At 66.3% G+C, this 24,406-nt stretch carries 20 protein-coding genes; 16 read left to right on the top strand and 4 right to left on the bottom strand.

The features are described from left to right. Positions 1 to 144 precede the first annotated feature (144 nt). The 4 genes from LGM56_RS03820 to LGM56_RS03805 all read left to right on the top strand — a co-directional run bounded on the left by LGM56_RS03820 (position 145) and on the right by LGM56_RS03805 (position 4,748). Entirely contained in the window at positions 145 to 2,469 is a 2,325-nt protein-coding gene (locus LGM56_RS03820) for an FdhF/YdeP family oxidoreductase (protein WP_226202917.1), read from the top strand. A 12-nt stretch (positions 2,470 to 2,481) separates the two neighbouring features. Further along, positions 2,482 to 3,402, top strand: coding sequence for a bestrophin family protein (locus LGM56_RS03815; protein WP_226202916.1), 921 nt, complete (start codon positions 2,482 to 2,484; stop codon positions 3,400 to 3,402). 351 nt (positions 3,403 to 3,753) lie between these two features. Further along, positions 3,754 to 4,287, top strand: coding sequence for a hypothetical protein (locus LGM56_RS03810; protein WP_226202914.1), 534 nt, complete (start codon positions 3,754 to 3,756; stop codon positions 4,285 to 4,287). Between the two features lie 206 nt (positions 4,288 to 4,493). Beyond that, on the top strand, positions 4,494 to 4,748 hold the full coding sequence (locus LGM56_RS03805; protein ID WP_226202912.1) for a hypothetical protein: 255 nt from the start codon (positions 4,494 to 4,496) through the stop codon (positions 4,746 to 4,748). Between the two features lie 352 nt (positions 4,749 to 5,100). On the opposite strand, the gene LGM56_RS03800 is transcribed toward LGM56_RS03805, so the two are convergent. Next, on the bottom strand, positions 5,101 to 5,952 hold the full coding sequence (locus tag LGM56_RS03800) for a hypothetical protein (protein ID WP_144023097.1): 852 nt from the start codon (positions 5,950 to 5,952) through the stop codon (positions 5,101 to 5,103). Positions 5,953 to 6,269: 317 nt separating this feature from the next. Next, entirely contained in the window at positions 6,270 to 8,300 is a 2,031-nt protein-coding gene (locus tag LGM56_RS03795; RefSeq protein WP_089496726.1) for an FUSC family protein, read from the bottom strand. Positions 8,301 to 8,445: 145 nt separating this feature from the next. On the opposite strand from LGM56_RS03795, the gene LGM56_RS03790 reads away from it, so the two are divergent. The 7 genes from LGM56_RS03790 to LGM56_RS03760 all read left to right on the top strand — a co-directional run bounded on the left by LGM56_RS03790 (position 8,446) and on the right by LGM56_RS03760 (position 16,126). Then, positions 8,446 to 9,348, top strand: a complete 903-nt coding sequence (locus LGM56_RS03790) for a LysR family transcriptional regulator (RefSeq protein WP_226202910.1) — start codon at positions 8,446 to 8,448, stop codon at positions 9,346 to 9,348. Positions 9,349 to 9,743: 395 nt separating this feature from the next. Next, positions 9,744 to 11,303 (top strand): DHA2 family efflux MFS transporter permease subunit, encoded by a 1,560-nt coding sequence (locus LGM56_RS03785; protein WP_226202908.1) that lies wholly within the window; start codon positions 9,744 to 9,746, stop codon positions 11,301 to 11,303. Positions 11,304 to 11,477: 174 nt separating this feature from the next. Further along, positions 11,478 to 11,807 carry a hypothetical protein gene (locus tag LGM56_RS03780; RefSeq protein ID WP_089496724.1) on the top strand — a complete coding sequence of 110 codons (330 nt, stop codon included), beginning with the start codon at positions 11,478 to 11,480 and terminating at the stop codon, positions 11,805 to 11,807. 257 nt (positions 11,808 to 12,064) lie between these two features. Then, the gene (locus LGM56_RS03775; protein ID WP_089496723.1) at positions 12,065 to 12,406 is read left to right on the top strand and encodes a sugar ABC transporter ATPase; all 342 of its coding nucleotides are present in this window, start codon (positions 12,065 to 12,067) and stop codon (positions 12,404 to 12,406) included. A gap of 136 nt (positions 12,407 to 12,542) precedes the next feature. Then, entirely contained in the window at positions 12,543 to 14,132 is a 1,590-nt protein-coding gene (locus tag LGM56_RS03770; protein ID WP_226202906.1) for an ABC transporter substrate-binding protein, read from the top strand. 170 nt (positions 14,133 to 14,302) lie between these two features. Further along, on the top strand, positions 14,303 to 14,845 hold the full coding sequence (locus LGM56_RS03765) for a class I SAM-dependent methyltransferase (protein WP_089496721.1): 543 nt from the start codon (positions 14,303 to 14,305) through the stop codon (positions 14,843 to 14,845). Positions 14,846 to 14,872: 27 nt separating this feature from the next. Next, positions 14,873 to 16,126 (top strand): hypothetical protein, encoded by a 1,254-nt coding sequence (locus LGM56_RS03760; protein WP_226202904.1) that lies wholly within the window; start codon positions 14,873 to 14,875, stop codon positions 16,124 to 16,126. Positions 16,127 to 16,145: 19 nt separating this feature from the next. Here LGM56_RS03760 and LGM56_RS03755 read toward each other — a convergent pair whose 3' ends face one another. Continuing rightward, positions 16,146 to 17,453 carry an Nramp family divalent metal transporter gene (locus LGM56_RS03755; RefSeq protein WP_226202902.1) on the bottom strand — a complete coding sequence of 436 codons (1,308 nt, stop codon included), beginning with the start codon at positions 17,451 to 17,453 and terminating at the stop codon, positions 16,146 to 16,148. An 84-nt stretch (positions 17,454 to 17,537) separates the two neighbouring features. Beyond that, positions 17,538 to 18,794: an oxalate decarboxylase family bicupin gene (locus tag LGM56_RS03750; protein ID WP_089496718.1), complete on the bottom strand. Its 1,257-nt coding sequence runs from the start codon at positions 18,792 to 18,794 to the stop codon at positions 17,538 to 17,540. A gap of 432 nt (positions 18,795 to 19,226) precedes the next feature. Between LGM56_RS03750 and sapR the strand changes: the two genes are divergently transcribed. From sapR to nikC, 5 genes are all read left to right on the top strand, one after another. Next, on the top strand, positions 19,227 to 20,108 hold the full coding sequence (gene sapR / locus LGM56_RS03745) for a sap1 transcriptional regulator SapR (protein ID WP_226202900.1): 882 nt from the start codon (positions 19,227 to 19,229) through the stop codon (positions 20,106 to 20,108). A 24-nt stretch (positions 20,109 to 20,132) separates the two neighbouring features. Continuing rightward, positions 20,133 to 20,696: a D-alanyl-D-alanine dipeptidase gene (gene ddpX / locus LGM56_RS03740; RefSeq protein ID WP_226202899.1), complete on the top strand. Its 564-nt coding sequence runs from the start codon at positions 20,133 to 20,135 to the stop codon at positions 20,694 to 20,696. 46 nt (positions 20,697 to 20,742) lie between these two features. Then, positions 20,743 to 22,344, top strand: a complete 1,602-nt coding sequence (locus LGM56_RS03735; RefSeq protein ID WP_226202897.1) for an ABC transporter substrate-binding protein — start codon at positions 20,743 to 20,745, stop codon at positions 22,342 to 22,344. A 10-nt stretch (positions 22,345 to 22,354) separates the two neighbouring features. Continuing rightward, the gene (locus LGM56_RS03730; RefSeq protein ID WP_089496715.1) at positions 22,355 to 23,425 is read left to right on the top strand and encodes an ABC transporter permease; all 1,071 of its coding nucleotides are present in this window, start codon (positions 22,355 to 22,357) and stop codon (positions 23,423 to 23,425) included. Between the two features lie 66 nt (positions 23,426 to 23,491). After that, positions 23,492 to 24,406: a nickel transporter permease gene (gene nikC / locus LGM56_RS03725; RefSeq protein WP_089496714.1), complete on the top strand. Its 915-nt coding sequence runs from the start codon at positions 23,492 to 23,494 to the stop codon at positions 24,404 to 24,406.

The raw sequence follows: 24,406 nt of genomic DNA, 5'->3' as shown, positions 1-24,406 counted from the left end.
TCAACTTCCCTTCAACAATACAGTTGCGATCCGCACTGTCTGAATGGCCGAAACTGTACTCTTTTTTGGAGTGAACAGGTGTACACACAGCCGGACGGGGGCCGCGCGTACTCTGCACCCATCGACCCCGACACCCGCTGCATCATGAAAAAGAAATCCGCCACCGCGCGCATCGAACCGTACACCCACCCGGCCGCCGGCTGGGGCGCGCTGAAAGCCGTCACGATCAACCTGATCAAGGAAAAGGTCGCGGGCGGCAATTACCGTACGCTGCTGCGCCAGAACCAGCCCGACGGCTTCGACTGCCCGGGCTGCGCGTGGCCCGACCGCCAGCACGCCTCGACGTTCGAATTCTGCGAAAACGGCGTGAAGGCCGTGGCCGCGGAAGCGACGAGCAAGCGCGTGACGCCCGAATTCTTCGCCGCGCACACGGTCACCGAGCTGCTCGAACAGTCGGATTTCGAACTCGAGCAGCACGGCCGGCTCACCGACCCGATGGTGTACGACGCGCAGACGGACCGCTACGTGCCGATCGCATGGGACGACGCGTTCGCGCTGATCGCGCGCCACCTGCGGGCGCTGCCCGACCCGAACCAGGCCGCGTTCTACACGTCCGGCCGCGCGAGCAACGAAGCGGCGTTCCTGTACCAGCTGCTCGTGCGCCTGTACGGCACGAACAACTTCCCCGACTGCTCGAACATGTGCCACGAGGCGACGAGCCGCGGGCTGCCGGCGTCGGTCGGCGTCGGCAAGGGCACGGTCACGCTCGACGATTTCGAGCATGCGGACACGCTGCTGATCTTCGGCCAGAACCCGGCCACCAACCACCCGCGGATGATGGGCGAGCTGCGCGAGTGCGCGAAGCGCGGCGCGACGATCGTGTCGATCAACCCGCTGAAGGAGCGCGGCCTCGAACGCTTCGCCGATCCGCAAAGCCCGATCGAAATGCTGACGATGTCGGGCACCAGGATCGCATCGACGTTCATCCAGCCGACGATCGGCGGCGATTTCGCGCTGATCAAGGGGATGGCGAAGCGCGTGCTCGAACTCGACGACGCCGCGCGCGCCGCCGGTGCGCCGCGCGTGCTCGACACCGCGTTCATCGGCGAGCACACGGCCGGCTTCGACGCATTCGCCGACGATCTGCGCAACGAAAGCTGGTCGGCGCTGACGGCCGAAAGCGGCGTGCCGTACGAACAGATCGACAGCCTCGCGCGGCTCTATGCGCGCAGCGAGCGCGTGATCGCGACGTGGGGCATGGGCATCACGCAGCACAAGCATTCGGTCGCGACCGTGCAGATGCTGACGAACCTGATGCTGATGCGCGGCAACATCGGCCGCCCGGGCGCGGGCCTGTGCCCGGTGCGCGGCCACTCGAACGTGCAGGGCAACCGCACGGTCGGCATCGAGGAAAAGCCGTCGCAGGCATTCCTCGACCGGCTCGGCCAGGTGTTCGACTTCGAACCGCCGCGCCATCACGGCCTCGATGTCGTCGAGACGATCGAAGGGATGCTCGAGGGCCACGTGAAGGTGTTGATCGGCCTCGGCGGCAACTTCGCGATGGCGACGCCCGACACGCCGCGCACGTGGGAAGGCATGCGCCGCTGCGACCTCTCCGTGCACATCACGACGAAGCTGAACCGCAGCCACCTGATCCACGGCCGAGACGCGCTGATCCTGCCGACGCTCGGCCGCACCGAGATCGACCTGCAGGACAACGTCGCGCAAGGCGTGACGGTCGAGGATTCGATGAGCATGGTCCACGTGTCGTACGGGATGAACAAGCCGGCGTCGCCGAACCTGATGTCGGAGCCCGCGATCGTCGCGCACATGGGTCATGCGCTGTTCGGCAGCGGCAAGATCGACTGGCTTGCCTACAAGGACGACTACGCGAAGATCCGCGACGCGATCGAGGCGACGCTCGACGGCTTCTACGACTACAACACGCGCATCGCGCGGCCGGGCGGCTTCCACCTGCGCGTCGCGTCGCGCGACCGCGAATGGCTCACGCCGACGGGCAAGGCGAACTTCATCGCGCACGCGCTGCCGGCCGACACGCCGATCCAGCGTGCCCGCGCGCTGCACGGCGAGCGCCTGATGACGTTGATGACGACGCGCTCGCACGACCAGTACAACACGACCGTCTACGGGCTCGACGACCGCTATCGCGGCGTGTTCGGCCAGCGCCGCGTGGTGTTCGCCAACTGTGACGACCTCGCGATGCTCGGCCTGAAGGCTGGCGACTGGGTCGACATGGAAACCGTGTGGCACGACGGCATCGAGCGGCGCGCGGACGGCTTCCTGCTCGTCGAGTACGACATCCCGCGCGGCTGCATCGGCGCGTACTACCCGGAAACGAACCCGCTCGTGCCGCTCGACAGCGTCGGCGACGTGTGCAACACGCCGACGTCGAAGTCGATTCCGGTGCTGCTGCATCGCGCGGCCGCGCCGGCGTCGATCGCCGCCTGACGGAGCGCCGCGATGATCGTTCGTCCGCGCGAGCACTGGCTGCGGATGCTGCTCGTCTGGAACGGCTCGGTGCTGCCGACCATCCTGCCGCAGCTCGTGCTGACGCTCGCGATCAGCCTCGTCGCGGTCTGGGGCGGCGGCCGCGTGCTTGGCGAGAAGGTACCGCTGAACCCGACGCCGTTCACGCTGATCGGCCTCACGCTCGCGATCTTCGCGGGGTTCCGCAACAACGCGAGCTACGAACGCTACCGCGAGGGCCGACAGCTGTGGGGCGGCGTGCTGACCGCCACGCGCACGCTGGTGTCGCAGGCGCTCTGCTACGGTGCGATCGACCGTGACGACGCATCGCGGCGCGCGTTCGTGCGGACGGTCGTCGCGTTCGTCTATGCGCTCAAGCATCAACTGCGCGACACCGATCCGGCCGCGGACCTGCGCGGGCTGCTCGACGGCGCCGCTTACGCGCGCGTTGCCGCTGCGCGCTTTCGCCCGGTCGTCATCGTGCACGCACTGCGCGAAGCGTTCGCCGCACGCGCCGATGCGGGCCATCTCTCCGACACGCGACTGTGGATGCTCGACGCGCGCCTCGACGATCTCGTCGCGATGGTGAGCGGCTGCGAACGGATTGCGTCCACGCCGATCCCGTTTTCATACGACGTGCTGCTGCACCGGACCATCTACGCGTACTGCGTGCTGCTGCCGTTCGGTCTCGTCGATTCGATCGGCGCGGCGACGCCGTTCGTCAGCGTATTCGTCGCCTATACGCTGATCGCGCTCGACGCGATCGCGCATGCGATCGCCGAGCCGTTCGGCGACGGGCCGAACCATCTCGCACTCGATGCGATGACGCGGCAGATCGAGCGCACGCTGCTCGAACTGAACCGCGAGCCGCTGCCGGCGGAGGTGACGCCGGGCAAGGCCTATCGGCTCAGTTGATCCGGCCGACTCAACTCGACAGTGGCGCCCGTGACGGCTTCCGCATCGGCTGCCCCACGGCGAAGTCCTGCATAGCGCACGCGGATGATGCAGCAGTACCTGCGCCTTGTTTGACAAGGGTCAGCGCATAAACCTACGCCGCAACCAACGCCAACCTTCTCGGAATCGGCAATTATCGACGCCGAAGCGTACCCGGCACTTCCGGTCGGGAGCGTTTGCCACGACCCTGTGATCTCAGTGCGAATCGCCCCGCCTGCCCTGAAAGAGTTGATAAAGGCACTGGTGGTGGAGTATTAATATCGCCGTGGTAAGACGCTAAACGAGGCGCATCACGCCAAGGGGGCGAGCACCATGAGCGAGACCAACAACAAGAGAAAAATGCTATCGGTTCCGCGCACATCAGGCGGAACGTTCTTTTTGATTGTGATGTTGTCCGGGGGAATCATGGTGACCATGGCGCTCCGAAAAGGCCATCTTATTGATGCCGCGGGAACCATTGCCGCCGTCGGATTGTGTGGAACGATGAGTTTGCTCTACCTCTTGTCGAAAGAAGTCTGCGTATTCACAGGCGACCCACGATCGATGCAAATCGAGAGACGGATTATCGGGAGACTGCTACAAAAAGAACAGGTGGACATCCATGCGGTAACGTGGATCCGGTCTCGTTGGACGATCCAAGGCATAACGTTGGAACTCGGAAGCGAAAAATCCTGGGAAACGATCGAGGTGCAAACAACGTACATGCGCCTACAGCAACTATCACTCGCGTCTGCCCGCGACCAGCAGGAATCACGGGTGACTGAAATTCGCGCTTCTATCGCTGGGCTGCTCAACATAAGAGACGCAGGATGGGAAAAGTATCCATCCCAACGGAGTCTTACTTAGTGCGTAGCGCTTCGGGGGACGGAAACGGCAAAGCCTGCCTAACGCAGACTTGTAGATTTCCTTCGTCAGTTCTTTCCACGCCCTTCAAACGACCATTCAAATCCGCCTTTCATGCTAACAGGATGCTTCAGTCTAGGTGATGGATCTGGGTTCGGGGCAATATATGCGCTCAACACTTGGTTAGTCGCGAAACAATGGAGACGGAGATGGTGTTTTTTGCATGCTCGAAGATCGGGGTTGCCGCATTCGAGAGTTTATGGCGCGATAACACTGACCACCAATTATGGGTGGACGCGGGCATCCTAACTGAAGAAGAAATTGCGGTGCTTCGCTCTACAGGAGCACGCATCACGAATTTTACGGGCCATGCTCGCGCGGGAGACGCCCACGAAATGGCGTGCGCAATTGCCGTAATTCAAGAGCACCATCCTGCGGAACAGATTTGGGTCGAGGCCGCGTGAACTGAAGGAGGCGTTTTCTCGTTCAAGGTGTTCCGCATGCGTTTTTACACAGTCTCGGCCGATAGCTGCCGGGCACCATCGCCGACAACTGGCCGGATGGCGAACTTCAACCGATCCCGTGCAGGCCACTGGTAACCTCGGGTAGCCAAAGCAACTTTTCCTGGTCACATGAGCATGAGCATGCAACCCACCGCAGCACCTGCACCCGTCACCTCAATGATGCAGCAGTACCTGCGTCAGGCCTGACAAGACTATAGAGAAAAAGCTGCGCTAAAGCCCACGCCGCCGAATTGACGGAGGCACCTTTCCCTCTCCATGCCTGCAAGGTGTCGGTGTGCCTTCGGTCACTGGATCAGAGCCGCTCGAGAAATTCGAGGAAGAGCAATACGACGATGAGGGCGCCGAGCCATTTCACCGTTACATTGAGGTTGGCAAGCTTGAGGCCCAGCGTGACCATGGAATCCGCGACGAGTTTCGTCGCACCATTGTCTTTCTGGTCTACGCCCTGCTCGGTGCCACGTAATGATGTTGTCGCAAAGTCGATCCGAAGGCCGGTGACATAGCCCGTGGCAATAGTCGGCCACTCGATCGTGTCGTCGCTGTCGTTGGGTTTGAGAAAAAGTCGAGACTGCCGTACGACGGCAGCGGTCGGGCGTTCGGCCAAATACAAATGCCGCATGGTCAATCCCAACTCTACCGCGCCAAGCTGGCCATCCGAGCTTGCCTTCGCGAGCACCTGCAGGCAGGCGTCGGGAATATGGCAGGCGAGCCACCATTGATCGGGCTCGTCGACTTCGTCGTCGGCACGATTGAAGCCTAGCCGGGCACTGCCGAGCGCGACGTCGGACAACGAGGTACCCAGCTCGTCTTCCAACGCACGCAGACCCAGCCGGTCGGCCGTGGTGACGTCGCGCGCCTCAAAAGTCACCTGAAGCGTGCGCGTCGAACCTTGCGTGTCGCCCAAGATCGACAACTCCTGCCCCTCGATACTCGCCACGCCGTGTAGCGAGGTGGAAAGTGTCGGCTGCTTGCCCATGTCCAGCGGCTCGACGAGCTGTTGCACGATCTGAAGCTGCTCCAGCTTCAACCACATGGACGTCGCCGCGTAGTACGTCTGTTTCTGGTTGTCGGACCCGACATGTTCAACGGTGTGAGCCCTCTGCCCAATGGGACTCACCGCAACCCCTTTTTCCAGAGAATCCATGACATGCCCCCGCTGCCGCCTATTGCATCAAACCCCTCGCCGGCGAAAAAAGACGCGAGTGTTATCCGTCTGACCACGTGATTGGATCATCCGTGGTTTCATGGCGCTTCGCATTAGGGGAATACGTGGCATTTTTCCCGCCCCCCGCCTTCGCCAATCGTGTACTGAATTGGCACGATTTTGAGGCTGGCCCAATTTCCGTCCCAGTCTTAGCTGGAAAATTCCGGCTCTTCGGGGCGGGCCGAATCGGCCCGATCGGTGCACTGGCGGGCGAAGCACGCCGGCCACGACAGCCGCGCCGCGCGTCGAGCGCTCCGTCAATCCTGGCGGCCTCGCAGGAAGCCATCGTGCGCGGCTGCCGTCTCCGCGATCGTTCTCAGCAGCACCGCACCGCGCAGCAGTGCGCGGCCGTCGTCGCTGTCGACTTCGGTCACGCGCCGCAGCAGCACGCGCGCTGCCGCGTTGCTGGTGCGCGCAAGCCGCGCGAAATCCGCCTGCCCGACCCGCCCCCGCACGACCGCGACCGCACGGCGCGCCGCCGGCTCGCGTGCCGCCAATTCCGCCAGCGCCAGCAGGCTGTCGCCGATCGTCCAGGTCGCGAGCAAATCGCGCAGGTCGCGCTCGATGAGCGTGGGCGACAGACGGCCCGCGAAACCGAGTTCGCGCCCGAGACGGTCGGCCGTGCGGCTCAGCCACGCACTCGCCCGCCACGCGCGTGGATTGCGTGCGATGCGCACCAGATCGTCGCGCACCGCGCGATGCAGGCGCCGCCGGCTCGTGCCGGGATCGCCGGGAAACACGAGCGCGAACACCAGCGCCCCGAACGCGATGCCGAGCAGCGTGGCGAGCGCCGAATTGAGAAAGGCGGCATCGCCGATGCGCGCCGTATTGTCCGGCGACGTGAAATTCCAGAAGAAGATCGAGAAGCCGCTGCCGATGCCGGCCGTGCGCGGATTGCGCATCGCGATGCCCGTGCCGATCATGAACACGCCGAGGATATACGCGAGCATCTCGAAGCCCGACACCGCCGGCAGCAGCACGAAATTGCAAAGGGCACCCGCGACCGCCGCGCAGGCCGCCCCTTTCAGGAAGCCGACGGTGGCGCCGACCGAGTTCGGGCGCGTCGAGAACAGCGCGCAGACCACGCCCGTGATCGCGACGAACCCGGCGCCCGACGGCCACGCGGTGACGATCCAGAGCGCCGAGGCGACCAGCACGGCGACGAACGCGCGAATGCCGTTGTGCCATGCGAGCACCGGATCGTGGTGGAACGCATAGCGCACGCGCGACGCCGGCGGATTCGGTCGATCCAGCTGCGCCTTGCCCGCAAAGGCGGCGTCGAACCCGGCAAGCAGCGCCGCCAGCCGGTCGAGCGTGAGCAGGCGCGACGGATCCGAGCCGGCCGGCTCCGCGGCCTCGGCACGCACCGCGTCGTCCACGCGCGCACGCAATGCGGTCAGCGCAGGCCCCGCTTCGCCCGACGCCGCCACGCCATCGAGCACCTGCGCGGCATCGGCGACCAGCGGGTCCGGCGTGCCGCCGCTGCGCGCCGCGTGCTCGTGCAGCGCCTGCCCGGCGGCTTGCGCGGACAGCACGCCCAGCACCGCCGCGCGTAGATGGCCGATCGCGTTGCGCACCGGCGGATCGCCGGCGGCCGCATATTCGGCCGCCGTGTCGAGTTCGAGCGCGTCCGCGAACAGCCGGTGCACGGCGGCGCCGTTCGGCTCGCGGCGCAGCGCGCCCGCACCGACGGCCACCGCGCGGTCGAGATAGCGCGCGAGCCGCGTGCGGACGTCGGCCAGCGGCGAACCGGGCGCGAACACCGTCTCGAACGCCGCGCCGCAGAGAATGCCGACCACCACGTACAGAAAGCGCGCGGTCGCGATGTCGAAGGCGTGCAGCGGCGCGGCGACGGCGTCCATCGCGATGATCGCCGCCGTATAGCCCGCGAGCACCGCCGCATACGCGCGGAAATTGCGCAGGAAGGTCGCGACGCCCGCGCACAGGCCGATCCACGCGGCGAGCGCCGGCAGGAACAGCTCGGGCGTCTGCGCGAAGGCGCCGGTCAGCACGAGCGCGACGGCCGCGCCGATCGCGGTGCCGAGGATCCGGTACTGGCTCTTCGACAAGCCCATCCCGCGGCTGCCCTGCGCGACGATCCACACCGTCGACGCGGCCCATTTCGGGTCGTCGAGATTCATCCGGAACGCGAGGTAGAGCGCGAGGAGCGACGCGGCCGTGTTGCGCAACGCGAAGCCGAGGGCGCCGGGCGGCAGCGTGGGCCGGGCGTCGCGCAGCGCGGTGCGCACGGCAGCGAGCGGCGGTAGAGGGGGCAAGACGAATTTCATGCGGCGAGCATACGGGGGCACGCCGCCGCCACTAAGCAGCGCGGACAGGATGCGTTATTGCACCGGGCAGGATAATCGCCACCGCGCGAAGCAATTCGGCCGGCAAAGGTAAGATGCGCGCAGGTCGAACACTGAAGCACCTCGTATGGACTTCGAAAGCATCCGGATATTCCTGCGCGTGGTCGAGCGCGGCAACTTCACCGCCGCCGCCACGCACCTCGACATGCCGCTCAGCCGCGTGAGCCGCAAGGTCAAGCAACTCGAGGACGATCTCGGCGTCCAGCTGCTGTACCGCACCACGCGCCGTGTGTCCGTCACCGAAGCCGGACGCGACTACTACGAGCGCTGCCTGCGCGCCGAGGACATCCTGCTCGACGCCGACCGCCAGGCCCGCGCGCTGCGCACGGCGCCGGAGGGCATGCTGCGCGTGCTGGTGCCCTATTCGATCGGCCTGTTCGAGCTGGAGCCGGCGCTCGCCGAGTTTCGGCGGCGCTATCCGCTGGTCCAGCTCGTGCTGATCTACGACAACAACCCGCTCGATCTGGTCGAGCACGGCTTCGACGTGGCGCTGCGCGCGGGCGTGCTGACCGACTCCAGCTACATCGCGCGCTCGCTCGGCTGGTCGCAGGCGAAACTCGCCGCGAGCCCCGCGTATCTCGACCGCGTCGGCCGGCCCGCCACGCCGCAGGATCTCGCGCAGCACGACCTGCTGCTCGTCGGCCGCGACGCGCCCGGCCTGACGCTGCGACTCACCAATGCGGCGGGCGACGTGGCCGACGTGCCGGTGCGGCCGGTGCTGATCACCAACGAATCGGTGACGGTGCTGCGCCAGGCCGCGAGCGGCGGCGGCATCGCGCTGGTCTCGACCCACTACACGGCCCGCCGGCTCGAGCGGAACGAACTCGAAGTCGTGCTGCCCGACTGGCACCGGACCGACGACGTTGAGCTGCACGTGCTGTATCCGCGGCGCGCGACGCTCGACAGCAAGGTGCGCGCATTCGTCGAATTCCTCGCGGAAGTGTTCGACGATTGGCGCACCGCCCCGTAACCGGCACGGTTCGCCCAGCGATTGTTGCAGCAAGCGAAATCGATTAATGAGCCGGCACGTGTTGATGGCGGCTCGCCACATCGTTAGCCTGTCGCGATGCAAAACCATTCCACACGCGACGGCAGCCGCCTGACCGCTGCCCGCAGGCGCGTCACGCGCGTCCCGCCTTCCTGACCGCAGCATTCCGCCCCCGAAGCCCGCCACGGCTTCGTGCATTCGATCGAGCAGCACGTCGCACGCGTCGGCCCCCTCTACCGGGCCGCGTCGCGCGCGCCGTGCTTCCTTCCGTTCAGCAGCCGCGCCGTCCGTGCGTCGCCTCCGCGCGCGGGGCCGCGCGTGCCCGCCGCAACGGGTCGCATCCGTTCCGCCCCTTACGTCCCTTACGCAGGAAACCCATGTCCTCTCCGTCCACTCCAGCCCCGCTATCGGGCGGCCGTCTCGCGATCGGCACGATCGCGGTATCGCTTGCGATGTTCATGAACGTGCTCGACTCGTCGATCGCGAACGTCGCCATTCCGACGATCTCGGGCGACCTCGGCGTGTCGGTCGACGAAGGCACGTGGGTGATCACGATCTTCGCGGCCGCGAACGCGGTGTCGATTCCGTTGACCGGCTGGCTCACGCAGCGCTTCGGCCAGGTGCGCCTGTTCGTCACGTCGATCCTGCTGTTCGTGTTCGCGTCGTGGCTGTGCGGGATCGCGCCGAACCTGCCGACGCTGCTCGCCGCGCGGATCCTGCAGGGCGCGGTCGCCGGGCCGCTCGCGCCGCTGTCGCAGGCGCTGCTGCTCGGCGCGTGGCCGCGGCAGAAATCGTCGAGCGCGCTGGCGCTGTGGTCGATGACGGCGCTCGTCGGCCCGATCGCGGGGCCGTCGCTCGGCGGCTGGATCACGTACGACTACAACTGGTCGTGGATCTTCTACATCAACATCCCGGTCGGCTTCTTCGCGGCCGCCGTCACGTGGATCGTGTTCCGCGACCGCGAATCGGCCACGAAACGCATGCCGATCGATACGATCGGCCTGTTGCTGCTCGTGCTGTGGGTCGCGTCGCTGCAGATCATGCTCGACAAGGGCAAGGATCTCGACTGGTTCAACTCGCCCGTCGTGGTCGCGCTCGGCATCGTCGCGCTGATCGGCTTCGCGTTCTTCCTCGTGTGGGAGCTTCACGAGGCGAACCCGATCGTCGACCTGCGGCTGTTCACGCAGCGCAATTTCGCGGGCGGCACGATCGCGATCTCGGTCGCGTACGGGATGTTCTTCGGCACGCTGGTGCTGCTGCCGCAGTGGATGCAGGGCTATCTCGGCTACCGCGCGGTCGATTCCGGGCTCGCCACCGCGCCGCTCGGCGTGTTCGCGATCCTGCTCACCCCGGTCATGGGACGCCTGCTGCCGCGCACCGATCCGCGCTACATCGCGACGCTCGCGTTCGTCGGCTTCGCGGTCGTGTTCATGATGCGCACGACCTTCTACACCGACGTGTCGCGCTGGGATCTCGTGCTGCCGACGCTGCTGCAGGGCATCCCGATGGCGATGTTCTTCGTGCCGCTGACGTCGATCATCCTGTCCGGGCTGCCGCCGGAGAAGATCCCGGCCGCCGCCGGCCTGTCGAATTTCGGCCGCACGTTCTGCGGCGCGGTGGGCACGTCGCTGATCAGCAACGCATGGAACGACCGCACGATCCTGCATCACGTGCGGCTCACCGAACAGGCGAGCGTCACCAATCCGGTCTTCACGCAGCAGGTCGACACGACGCGCTCGCTGCTGCACCTCGGCCCCGATTCGGCACTCGCGTTCTTCAACGCGTCGGTCGATTCGCAGGCGGCCGTGATGGGATTGAACGACATCTTCTACGTGTCGGCGATCATCTTCATCGCGATCATTCCGCTCATCTGGATCACGAAGCCGAAGCGTTCCGGCGGCGGCGATGCCGATGCGGCGGCGGCCGGCGCGCATTGATCCGCGTGCGCGACGGCCGGGCCCTGCGCCACGCACGCCGGGGCCCGCGCCGTCACACGCCGACGTAATAAAGACTTGCAATCGATACAGGCGGAAACGTCAACAGCCGGTGCCCGCTCCGCGTTTTTTGGACAAGCGCCCACGATCCGGAGCGCAACGACAGGAGAAAACGCCATGCGAGCCCTGACCCGCCATCTCGCGATTGCCGCGACCCTGATGTCGGTGCTGACCGGTACCGCGTTCGCCGATACGCCGTGGCAACAGGCGCATCCGCGCCGCGAAGCGGTCAACCAGCGCCTCGCCAACCAGAATCGCCGGATCCATCACGAAGTGAAGGAAGGCGAAATGTCGCACGCCGAGGCCGCGCGCCTGCGCCGTGACGACCGCAAGATCCGCCGGGAAGAGCGGGACATGGCTGCGCAGGATCACAGCCACATCACGAAGAGCGAAAAGCACGTGCTGAACCAGCAGGAAAATGCGGTCAGCCACCAGATCGGCCAATAAGATCGACAACACCGGCAAGTGCCCATTCGCCATCACCTGAAACGCCCGCTGCCGCGATGCGGTAGCGGGTGCTTGTTGTGTATCGAATCGTTTCAACGCGCCGACGGCTTCAAACGCTGCGGGTATACTCCGTCGTCAGCCGCCTGTCGCATCGTCGTCCGTCAAAAACGGCCCGATTCCGGGCGGTTTCGTCGCGAAGCTTCGCGTTTCGCCTACCCCGCGCCCCAGCCTCGATACGAGACCCACGACGACCCATCATGAAACGATTCCTGCTGCTCCTTCCCGCCGCCCTGCTCGCCGCCTGCGGTTCCGCGCCCTCGTCCGACCCGGGCTCCGCCTCCGCCTCCGGTGCAGCGCCGATGATCTACGTGTCGTCGCAACGTCCGGCCTACGCGGTCGCCAACTGCCTCGACAGCCGCCTGTCGGGCACCGAGCAATCGCAGCACAACGGCGTGACCGACATCGCCATCGGCTCGAACTCCTACTTCGTCACGCTGACGCCGTCGGGCAACGGTTCGGTCATCAAGGTCGTGCGCGGCTCGGGCAACGAGCCGGCCGAGGAAGCGATGCGCTTCGCGATCGCGCGCTGCGCGATCTGATTCGAACCCGCCGACGCCGGGCGCCCGCCTGGCTCGCGGCTGCGCGCCACCCCGCCGGCGCGCACGCCGAATATTTTCATCCGGGCAGCCGTCGATGAGAGAATCGCACCCACGATTCCCTTTCAACGGAGCCCGCATGAAGCACCTGCTGTCCCGCCTGTTCGTCAGCGCCGCGCTCGTCGCGCTTGTTCCGGCACTCCCGGCGCAGGCGGCCACGCCGCCCGGCATCTTCGTCGTCGCCACGCAGCTCGGCGAATTCACGACCCTCGACCCGAGCGGGATCTACGAGCTGGTGCCGTCCGAATACGTCGCGAACACCTACGAACGCCTGGTGCGGGTCGACCTGAAGGACCCGACGCGCTTCGACGGGCAGATCGCGCAATCGTGGACGGTCGGCGCCGACGGCGTGACCTACACGTTCAAGCTGCGCCCCGGCCTCACGTTCCACTCCGGCAACCCGGTGACCGCCGACGACGTCGCGTGGTCGCTGCAGCGTACCATCCTGCTCGACAAGGGGCCGGCCGGCGTGCTCGCCGATCTCGGCCTCACGAAGGCGAACGTGATGCAGAAGGTGCGCGTGGTCGATCCGCAGACCGTCGTGCTCGAAACCGATCGCAAGTACGCACCGAGCTTCGTGCTCAACGTGCTGAGCGCGTGCCCGGCGTCGGTCTTCGACAAGAAGCTGCTGCTGTCGCATCAGCAAGGCAACGATTTCGGCAGCGCCTGGCTGCGGACCAACGACGCGGGCTCGGGCCCGTACCAGCTCGTCAAGTGGACGCCCAACGAGACCATCGTGCTGCAGCGTTTCGAGAAATACCGCACCCCGTACCCGATGAAGCGCGTCGTGCTGCGCCACGTGCCCGAGGCATCCGCGCAACGGCTGCTGCTGGAGAACGGCGACGCCGACGCCGCGCGCAACCTGAGCCCCGACAGCCTCGCCGCGCTGACGAAGGCCGGCAAGATCAAGGTCACGTCGTGGCCGGTGTCCGCGCTGCTGTACCTGAGCCTGAACACGAAGAACCCGAACCTCGCGAAACCCGAGGTGCAGCAGGCGATGAAATGGCTCGTCGACTACGACGGCATCCAGCGCAATATCGTCAGCACGACCTACAAGGTGCATGAAACCTTCCTGCCCGAAGGTTTCCTCGGTGCGTCGAACGCGCGGCCGAACAAGCAGGACGTCGCGAAGGCGAAGGCGCTGCTCGCCAAGGCCGGCTTGCCGAACGGCTTCGACGTGACGATGGACATGCCGAACGACTATCCGTACCTCGAGATCGCGCAGGCGTTGCAGGCGAACTTCGCGCAGGGCGGCATCCGCGTGAAGCTGATTCCGGGCGATGCGAAGCAGGCGATCGGCAAGTATCGCGCGCGCCAGCACGACATCTTCGTCGGCGAGTGGTCGCCCGACTACATGGACCCGAACAGCAATGCGCGCGGCTTCGCGTGGAATCCGGACAACTCCGACCAGTCGCCGACCAAGATGCTCGCGTGGCGCAACAGCTGGGACATTCCGCAACTGACGAAGGACACCGAGGCCGCGCTCGTCGAGCCGTCGCCGGCGAAGCGCGCGCAGCGTTACGAAGCGCTGCAGAAGGCCGTGCTCGCGAACTCGCCGTTCATCATCATGTTCGAGAAGGTCGTGCAGGTCGCGACGCGCCCCGGCGCGACCGGGCCGGAAATCGGGCCGATCAACGACCTCGTGTCATACCGCACGCTCGCGAAGTAATCGGGGCTGCCCGCGCGGCCGGCCCTGCCGGTGCGCGGGTAATCGCCGCCACCGCCGCGCCGGCGCTAGGGCGTGGGGCGGCCGGCGATCTACAATGGCCGGCACTGCCGGGGCCAGCCGATCCCGGCGATGGCACCCACCACCGAATCCGGTTCGCGAAGGAAAACAGGATGCGCACGCTACAACAACTGAGACTGGAATTCCTGCAGTACCAGATCGAACCGATCGGCTGGCTCGGCGACAGCCCTTCCCGCTTCGACTTCTATACGGAAACGGCGATCGGGTGCGACACCATCCTCGAGCTCGGCGTGTTCACCGGGTTGACCACGACGGCCTTCATGCTCGCGCAACCGAAGCGCCTCGTGTCGGTCGACATCTCCGACGAGCACTTCCGCATCCGGCACGAACTGGAGCAGGCCGCGAAAGACCTGTCGGTCGACTTCGAATTCAGGATCGCCGACGATCTGGCGATGGAACCGCTGGCATCCGACCTGCTGTTCATCGACACCACGCATACGTACGAGCAGACGCTCGCCGAACTGAACCGCTTCGGCCCGCTGGCGCGCAAGAAGATCGTGCTGCACGACATGACCACGGCCGGCGTATATCAAGCCGTGTTCCAGTGGCTGTGGGACAACAAGCAGTTTCATATTACGTATCACGACAGCCGCGGCTGCGGCGCGGTCGTCTGCGAGCGCCACGTCGGCTACTGAGCCGGGCACGCCCACCGGGGAAAGAACATGCATTCGAGCGAGCACGCGGTCTGCGTGGCGATCAACGACAACAATCGCGCCTGGTACGAAATGCTCGTGCCGTTCCTGCTGTCGCTGCGGCACACCGGCTACGACGGCCGGATCGCCGTGATCGGCTACGGCCTCACCGAACGCAAGCGGCAGATCCTGGCGAGCCAGTCGGTCGACGTGATCGAGGCATCGGGCGCGTATGCGCTGCCGGTCGGCCGCTTCATCGAGGCCGCCGAGTATTGCGCGCGCCACCCGCAGATTCGCAAGCTCGCGCTGTACGACGCCGACATCTGGTTCTGCGCGCCGGGGTTCGACCTGTTCTCGCAGATCGGCGACGACCGGATCCACGCGTGCCCCGACCCGCTGTTCTGCACGTTCGTCGTCACGCCGCTGATCGGCGAGCGGCGCGACCATCACTGGCGTCTCGTCGTCGACGAAGTCTCCGCGCGCCACGGCGGCGCCTTGCAGGCCGGGCTCGTGGCCGGGACCGCCGATGCCTGGACACGCTACGCCAGCCACCTGCGCGACTGCATCGCCCGCATCGGCACCGATTTCCAGGAATGCTTCGGAATCGATACGACCTTCCTGCACCTGTGGAGCGCACAGGGTGAAACCGCGCTGCTCGATCCGGTCCAGAACTTCGTCAGCAAGTACGGCATTCACGAAGCGTTCGATGCGAGCACCGGCACGACGACGCTCCGGTATCACGGCGAGCCGATCCGCGCGCTGCACATGACCGGCGATATCCGCTTCCTGGACCGGTGGCGCTACTACGCGAACCACACCGACGCCGCGCTGCGCGACGGCATGCCGTTCGCGCTGTCGGACGGCACGCCGGCGCAATCCGGCACGGTTGCCGCGCGCATCGCGGCGACCGGCTACGTCCGCTCGGCCGGGCTGGCCGTCACGGCCGCGGCGATCGAGGAAAGCACCGGCGCCTACCTGCAGGCGATCGACGAACCCGGCGGCACGATGCTGATCGGCAGCGGAAACCACGAAATCGTGCTCACCGCGACCCGCGACATCGCGCGGTTGAACGTCTACGTCACGCATCCATCCGGCTCGCCGTCGCCGCTGCTGTGCGAGGTGCTGGTCGACGGGCAGCCCCAGCGCAAGGGCACCGAGCTGATGGCGCATTTCTCGTATCGGATCGTGGCCGGCACCGTCATCACGCTGCGCTCGACGAGCCTCGGCGGCCAGCAGTGCAACGTGATCTGGCGGCTTCGCGAGGCGCCGGACATGCAGCAGTAGGCCGCCGGCCCGCGGCCGTTCAATTGAAGGCCGCCCACACCAGGTACGCATTCAACCCGACGATCACGACCGTCGTCGCGCCGGCGACGATCCGTAGCGGCAGCCGCATCGCGTAGGCGCCCATCACGTCCGCGCGCGCCGACAGCAACAGCAGCGCGATCATCGGCAGCGGCAGCACGAAACTCAGCACGACCTGGCTCGCGACCATCGCGCGCGTGACGTCGCAGCCGAGCGCGACCACCGCGAACGCGGGCACGACCGTCACCGCGCGCCGCACCCAGACCGGCACGCGGCGATGGATGAAACCCTGCATCACGACCTGCCCGGCCATCGTGCCGACCACCGAACTCGATACGCCCGACGTCAGCAGCGCGACGAGAAACAGCGCGCCGGCCGCCGGCCCGAGCACCGGGATCAGCGTGTGATACGCGTCGCCGATGTCGGTCATGCCCGGCGCGCTCGCGTGAAACGCCGACGATGCCATCATCACCATCGCGAGATTCACGAACCCGGCCAGCCCGAGCGCGACGACGACCTCGCGGTTCGAGAAGCGCACGAGCCGCCGCCGCTCCGTGTCGTCGCGCGGCGCGGTGCGATCCTGGGTGAGACCCGAATGCAGATACAGCGTGTGCGGCATGATCGTCGCGCCGATGATCCCCACCGCGATCGTCAGCGCCGCGTGATCCGGAATCTGCGGGACGACCAGGTGGAACGCGGCCGCACGCCAGTCCTGCGGCGCGATCAGCAGCTCGCCGAGATAGCACGCGCCGATCACGCCGACCAGCGCCGCGATCGCGGCTTCCAGCGGCCGGAAGCCGCGCTTTTCGAGCGCGAGGATCGCGCCGGTCGCAAGCGCCGTCGCGATCATTCCCGCGAACAGCGACAGGTGGAACAGCAACCCGAATGCGAGCGCGCCGCCGAGGAATTCGGCGAGGTCGGTCGCCATCGCGGCGATCTCGGACGCGATCCACATGCCCCACACGACCGGCGCGGGAAAACGGTCCCGGCACAACTCGGCGAGATTGCGGCCGGTCACGATGCCCAGCTTCGCGGACATCGCCTGGAACAGCATCGCGATCGCGTTCGCGGCCAGCACGACCCACAGCAGCCGGTAGCCGTATGCGGCGCCGGCCTGGATGTTGGTCGCGAAGTTGCCGGGATCCATGTAGCCGATCGACGCGATCACGGCCGGGCCGACGAACGGCAGCAGCGCGGCGACGCCGGTGCGGCGCCCTTCCAGCGCGGCGCGCGCCGCGCCGTCGGGGTGCGCGGTGGACAGGTCGGGCAGCGCGAAGCCGCCGGCACGTTTGCTCGTGACGGGAATCATGGTGAGGTTCCGTTCGAATGAGGAAGGATTCCTGAAGTTCGGGCGCCGTGGCCGGCATGCCGCCTGCCGGCCGAGGCGGCGGCTTTACAGCGGCACGACGTCGGGACGGTTGCGCGGAAACTGCGCGATCACGTCCGGCGCGACGTTCAGGTGCGCTTCGACGAGCTGCGGCGGCGTATGCGCGAGCCAGTCGGACAGCGACACTTCCGCATAGCGGTCGGTCTTGAAGATCTCGAGGAACACCAGATCGGTGCTGCCGGTGTTCTGCACGTAGTGCCCCAGGCTCTTCTTCACGTAGCCGACGTCGCCCGCGCGGAAGTCGGCCGTCTGCGCCTTCGGCCCGGTGTCGAACACGGTCATCCGTGCGTCGCCCTGCAGGTAGTACTGCCATTCGTCCGCGTTCGGGTGCCAGTGCAGCTCGCGCATGCCGCCCGGATGCACGGTGACGAGCGCCGCCGCGACCGTGGTCGACACGTTGAAGTTCGTGCTGTCCGCGATCCGCACTTCGCCGCCGCGGGTCTTCCTGACCGGCTTCATGTCGCCGAGCGAGAAGATGAACGGATGCGGCGGCGCCCCGGCCGACGACGCCGATGCGCGCTGCGCTTGTGCGAGCGGGCCCGGTTCGTCGCCCTGGAAGATCCACAGGTTGTCGAGCGGAATGTTCTTGAACGCGTCGGCCGGCACGCCGAAGTTGAGCGCAAGCACGTCGGGCGGCGTGTGCGCGATCCAGTCGGTCAGCAGCAGCGTGTTGAATTCGGACGCGCGGCCGTTATCGAACGCGAGCAGGAATTCGGCGCCGTCGGTGCCGAGGCCCTGCAGCGAATGCGGCAGGCCGGGCGGGAAATACCAGAGATCGCCGGTTTTCACGTCCTGCACCGATGGCCTGCCGAGTTCGTCGAGTACCGTGATCCGGCAGCGGCCGTCGAGCATGATGGCCCACTCGGCCTGCTGGTGCCAGTGCATCTCGCGAATGCCGCCGCGTGTGAGGCGCATGTTGACGCCGGAAATGGTTTCGGAAATCGCAAAATCGTCCTGCGTGACTTCACGCGCCCATCCGCCATTTTGAATGCGTTTATGGGCGTTATTGAATGACGCCCAGAATAACGGCATCCCATTGATATCGGTGGCCGGCGGATCCTGAAAGGACGGGAATTGATTGGCGATTGCCGGGTTTTGGGGCCCCGGGTCGGTCAGGCTCTGGCGGTTGCGCGCATTCACCGCGCCTTCCGGCGGGCGGTCCGGATTACCGAACGAAGCAGCCTTGGCCGATACGGCGATACCCGCCGCTGCAATGGCGCCGGCCGTTCCAGCCAGCATCTTGCGTCGAGAAAGATTCGTCATGATTTCCTCTTCATGCCTGCGATTGAGCGAATTTTCATTTACGGAACACATGCCGTTTTTCGGATTATCGAAAATCGAACATCCCGTGACGCAAGTTAAATCCATATTCATCTAAAAATTAAATGAATTATTAACCTGAATTGATGAGTTAATCTGATTCTCTTTAGTTTTGTAATGATTGAGGGATGTGGGACGCAGGCGAACCGGTCGGATCAAGTAAGGGTGGAAATTCAACCGTCGGTGGCTGCTCAAATATTCCTGTCAGGCATAAACGCAAAATATGCCTGTCAGGAATAATCCACCGCCCTGCTCACGTCCCCTTCGCCCCTATCACCTATCCTCACACCATAGTTTTTATCCGCTGGCGCGGATGATTTTGGCTTTGTTAGATGGATGACATTCGATGACCCGACGACAACGATCTAACAGCCGATGACCTGCGCGTTTGCCCGTACCGTCGAATCCCGCTATGCCGAGCTGACGCCGACCGCCAAGCGCATCGCGAGCTACATGCTCGCGAACCTCGACCGGCTCGGGCTCGAGACGGCCGACCAGATCGCGCAGCAGGCCGGTACCAGCGGGATCTCGGTCGGGCGCTTCCTGCGCAGCGTCGGCTACCGCAACCTCGACGACCTGAAGCGCGAACTGCGCGGCGGCGGCGACCGCCCGTGGATGATCACCGACCGGCTCGACGAATACCGCCGCGTCGCCGGCACGCAACCGGCCGAACCCGACGGCAACGGCCGCGAGGGTCCGCTCGCGTCGTCGCTCGAGCGCGAGCTCGATGCGATCCGCCACGTGTACCGGCTCGCCGAAGGCGCGGTGTTCGCGCAGGTGGCCGACCGGATCGCGCAGGCGGACGCCGTGTTCATCCTCGGCATCCAGTCGACGCGCGGGATCAGCAATGCGTTCAGCAGCTACCTCGAATACCTGCGCCCGCGCGTGTTCTATTCGGACGGCCAGTCGGGCTCGTACGTCGATTCGCTGAACTCCGAATTCGAGCGGCCGTACTGCATCGTCACCGATACACGCGCGTATTCGCGCAGCGCGCGCCGCTATTGCCAGGCGGCCGCCGAGCGCGGGCAGCCGTTCGCGCTGGTCACCGATCTCTCGTGCCCGTGGGCGCGCGACTGGCCGGCCGACCTGCTGCAGGTGAAGACCGACGTCGGCCAGTTCAGGGATTCGCTCGCGCCGCTCACCTGCCTGTTCAACCTGCTGATCACGGCCGTGGTCGACCGCCTCGGCCCCGCGATCGACCGGCGCGTCGCGCGCAACCGCGAACTGCAGCGCACGTTCGATCAATTCGAATCCTGAATGCGAGTGCCTGCCGAACCGCCGATGAACGCTCCCCGTCTCGTTGAAATCACGTCCGCCACGCATCGCGTCGACATCGATCTCGTCTACGCGACCGACCGCAACCTGACGGGCAAGCCGATCTACCGCCGCGCGCACTGCCTGCTGCTGGCGCCGGCCGAAGCCGCGCTGCGCCGCGCGGTGACCATCGCGGCGCAAGCCGGCTTCACGCTGCGCCTCTACGACGCGTACCGGCCGCCGCAGGCGCAGCAGGTGCTGTGGGACTTCCTGCCCGATCCGAACTTCATCGCCGATCTCGGCCGCGGCTCGAATCACAGCCGCGGCACCGCGCTCGACCTGACGCTCGTCGGCGCGGACGGCGCGCCGCTCGACATGGGCACCGGCTTCGACGAGATGGTCGCCGAGTCGGGCCACTTCCACGCGGGGCTGCCGACAGCCGTGCAGCATAACCGCCTGCTGCTGCTCGGCGTGATGCACGCGGCCGGCTTCGTGCACATCGACAGCGAGTGGTGGCACTACGAATTGCCGGGCTCGCGCGCGCTGCCGCAGATCGACAATGCCGACAGCGGCCCGTGGCACCTGATGTGATGCACGTCCCCCTTCCCGTTCACGTTCGACAACCGATGGAGCGTCCATGAATTTCCTGACATCCCGGCTCGTCGCGGCGCTGGCCGCCGCGTCCGTTCTCGCCGCCGTTCCGCTTTCCGCCGCGCGCGCGGAAACGCCGAAGGACATGTTCGTGATGGCCACGCTGCTCGACGAATTCACGACGCTGGACCCGGGCGAGATCTACGAGCTGGTGCCGGAGGAATACGTCGCGAACACGTACGACCGGCTCGTGCGCGTCGATCTGCGCGATCCGTCGAAATTCAACGGCGACGTCGCGCAGTCGTGGACGGTGAGCGCCGACGGCCTGACCTACACGTTCAAGCTGCGCCCCGGCCTCAAGTTCCACTCGGGCAACCCGCTGACAGCCGACGATGTCGCGTGGTCGATCCAGCGCGCCGTGCTGCTCGACAAGGGCCCGGCGGCCGTGCTGACCGGCATCGGGCTCACGAAGGCGAACGTCGTCGCCAACGTGAAGAAGCTCGACGACCTGACGGTGTCGGTCACCACCGACCAGAAGTACGCCCCGACCTTCGTGCTGAACGTGCTCGGCTCGTGGCCCGCATCGGTGGTCGACAAGAAGCTGCTGCTGTCGCACCAGCAGGGCAACGACTTCGGCAATGCATGGCTGAAGACCAACGAGGCAGGCTCCGGCGGCTACAAGCTCGTGAAATGGACGGCCGGCGACAGCGTCGTGCTGCAGCGCTTCGATGGCTACCGTCTGCCGCTCGCGATGAAGCGCATCGTGCTGCGCCACGTGCCCGAAGCCGCCAGCCAGCGCCTGCTGCTGGAAAACGGCGACGTCGACGCGGCGCGCGACCTGAGCCCCGACGATCTGGCGTCGGTCGTGAAATCCGGCAAGGCGAAGGCGTCGGCCTCGCCGCAGGCGACGCTGCTGTATCTCGGCCTCAACACGAAGAACCCGACGCTCGCGAAACCCGACGTGCAGGAAGCGCTGAAATGGCTGGTCGACTATGCGGGCATCCAGGGCAACGTGGTGAAGACGACCTACAAGGTGCACCAGACCTTCCTGCCCGAAGGCTTCCTCGGCACGCTGAACGCGAACCCGTACAAGCTCGACGTCGCGAAGGCGAAGGCGCTGCTCGCGAAGGCCGGCGTGCCGAACGGCTTTTCGGTGACGATGGACGTGCGCAACGACTATCCGTACACCGAAATCGCGCAGGCCGTGCAGGCGAACTTCGCGCAGGCCGGCATCAAGGTGCAGCTGATCCCCGGCGACAACAAGCAGACGCTCGCGAAATACCGTGCGCGCCAGCACGACATCTACATCGGCGAATGGTCGGCCGACTACATCGACCCGCACAGCAACGCGCAGGGTTTTGCATGGAACCCGGACAATTCCGACAAGTCGAGCTATAAAATGCTGGCCTGGCGCAACAGCTGGGACATCCCGCAACTGACGAAGGAAACCGACACCGCGCTCGCCGAACCGACCGCCGCGAAACGCGCGCAACGGTATCAGGCGATGCAGAAGGACATGCTCGCGCATTCGCCGTTCGTGATCATGTTCGAGAAAGTCGCGCAGGTCGCGACGCGGCCCGGCGTGAGCGGGCTCGACGTCGGGCCGATCAACGATCTCGTGTCGTACCGCAACCTGAAGAAGCCATAAGATTCGCCGCATGTCGACTCCCGCCTCCTCCCTCGAAGCACTGCGCACGCTGCCCGCGCGGCGCCCGGCCGTGCGCTGGGCCCTGCGCGTGCTGCGCTGGGCGCTCACGCTCGCCGTCACGTTCGCGGGGCTGCTCGCGCTGACGTTCGTGATCGGCCGCAAGGTGCCGATCGACCCCGTGCTCGCGATCCTCGGCGATCGCGCGTCGGCCGACGCGTACGCGGCCGAGCGCATCGCGCTCGGCCTCGACAAGCCGCTCGCCACGCAATTCCTGATCTATGCGCGCGACGTGCTGCACGGCAATCTCGGCGTGTCGCTGCTGACCGCGAACCCGGTGCTCGACGACATCAGGCGCGTGTTCCCGGCCACGCTCGAACTGGCGACGATCGCGACGCTGATCGGCATCGCGATCGGCGTGCCGCTCGGCGTCGCGGCCGCCGTGAAGCACAACCGGCCGATCGACCACGTCGCGCGCTTCGTCGGGTTGATCGGCAATTCGGTACCGGTGTTCTGGCTCGGGCTGATGGGGCTGCTGCTGTTCTACGCGCGGCTGCACTGGGTTGGCGGGCCCGGCCGGCTCGATCCCGTGTACGACGGGATGGTCGACACGCGCACGGGCAGCCTGCTGATCGACGCAGCGCTCGCGGGCGAGTGGGACGTGTTCCGCAACGCGGTGTCGCACATCGCGCTGCCGGCCGCGATCCTCGGCTACTACTCGGTCGCGTACCTGAGCCGGATGACGCGCTCGTTCATGCTCGACCAGCTGAGCCAGGAATACATCGTCACCGCACGCGCAAAGGGCTTGTCGGAACGGCGCGTGATCTGGCGGCATGCATTCGGCAACATCATGGTGCCGCTGCTCACCGTGATCGCGCTCACGTACAGCAACCTGCTCGAAGGCTCGGTGCTGACCGAGATCGTGTTCGCGTGGCCCGGGCTCGGCTCGTACCTGACCGGCGCGCTGCTGAACGCCGACATGAACGCGGTGCTCGGCGCGACGCTCGTGATCGGCGCGATGTTCATCACCGTCAACCTGCTGACCGACGCGCTGTACCGCGTGTTCGATCCGCGTGCGCGCTGAGGGCCGACCCGACATGACCGCTTCCACTCTGCTTCTCTCATCGCCCATGCCGAAGGTCGTCCAGTCATGAATGCCGAGCGTCTCACCCTGCGTGCGTGGCTGCTCTCCGACGCGCCCGCATCGCGCTCGCAGGCCGCACTCGGCCTCGCGTACCGGCGCTGGCGTCGTTTCGCCGCGAATCCGCTCAACCTGTTCGGGCTCGCGATTCTCGTCGCGCTGATCGTCGTCGCGATCGTCGGCCCGCTGATCATGCCGCACGATCCGCTGCGCCAGGTGCTGTCCGACCGGCTGCTGCCGCCCGGCTCGCCGTCGCACTGGCTCGGCACCGACCAGCTCGGCCGCGACATCCTTTCGCGGCTGATCGCCGGTTCGCGCCTCACGCTCGGCATCGCCATCCTCGTCGTCGTGATCGTCGTGCCGATCGGCCTGCTGATCGGCACGACGGCCGGCTATTGCGGCGGCTTCGTCGACAGCGTGCTGATGCGCATCACCGACATCGCACTCGCGTTCCCGAAGATCGTGCTCGCACTCGCGTTCGCCGCCGCGCTCGGGCCGGGCGTGATCAACGCGGTCGTCGCGATCTCGATCACCGCGTGGCCCGCGTATGCGCGGCTCGCGCGGGCGGAGACGATCCGCATCGCGCAGGCCGACTTCATTCACGCCGCGCGCCTGCAGGGCGCGTCGGGCCCGCGCATCCTGCTGCGCTACATCGTGCCGCTGTGCATGTCGTCGGTGATCGTGCGCGCGACGCTCGACATGGCCGGCATCATCCTGACCGTCGCGGGCCTCGGCTTCCTCGGCCTCGGCGCGCAGCCGCCGAGCCCCGAATGGGGCTTCATGGTCGCGTCGGGCCGCAACGTGCTGCTCGACGCATGGTGGGTCGCGACGCTGCCCGGCTGCGCGATCCTGCTCGTGAGCCTCGCGTTCAACCTGCTCGGCGACGGGCTGCGCGACGTCTTCGATCCCCGCCATGGAGCATGA

It is taken from the genome of Burkholderia sp. AU38729 (genome assembly GCF_020419725.1).
GTDB lineage: Bacteria > Pseudomonadota > Gammaproteobacteria > Burkholderiales > Burkholderiaceae > Burkholderia.
Note: the sequence above shows the minus strand (reverse complement) of the source record. Positions and strands in the feature narration are given on the sequence as shown.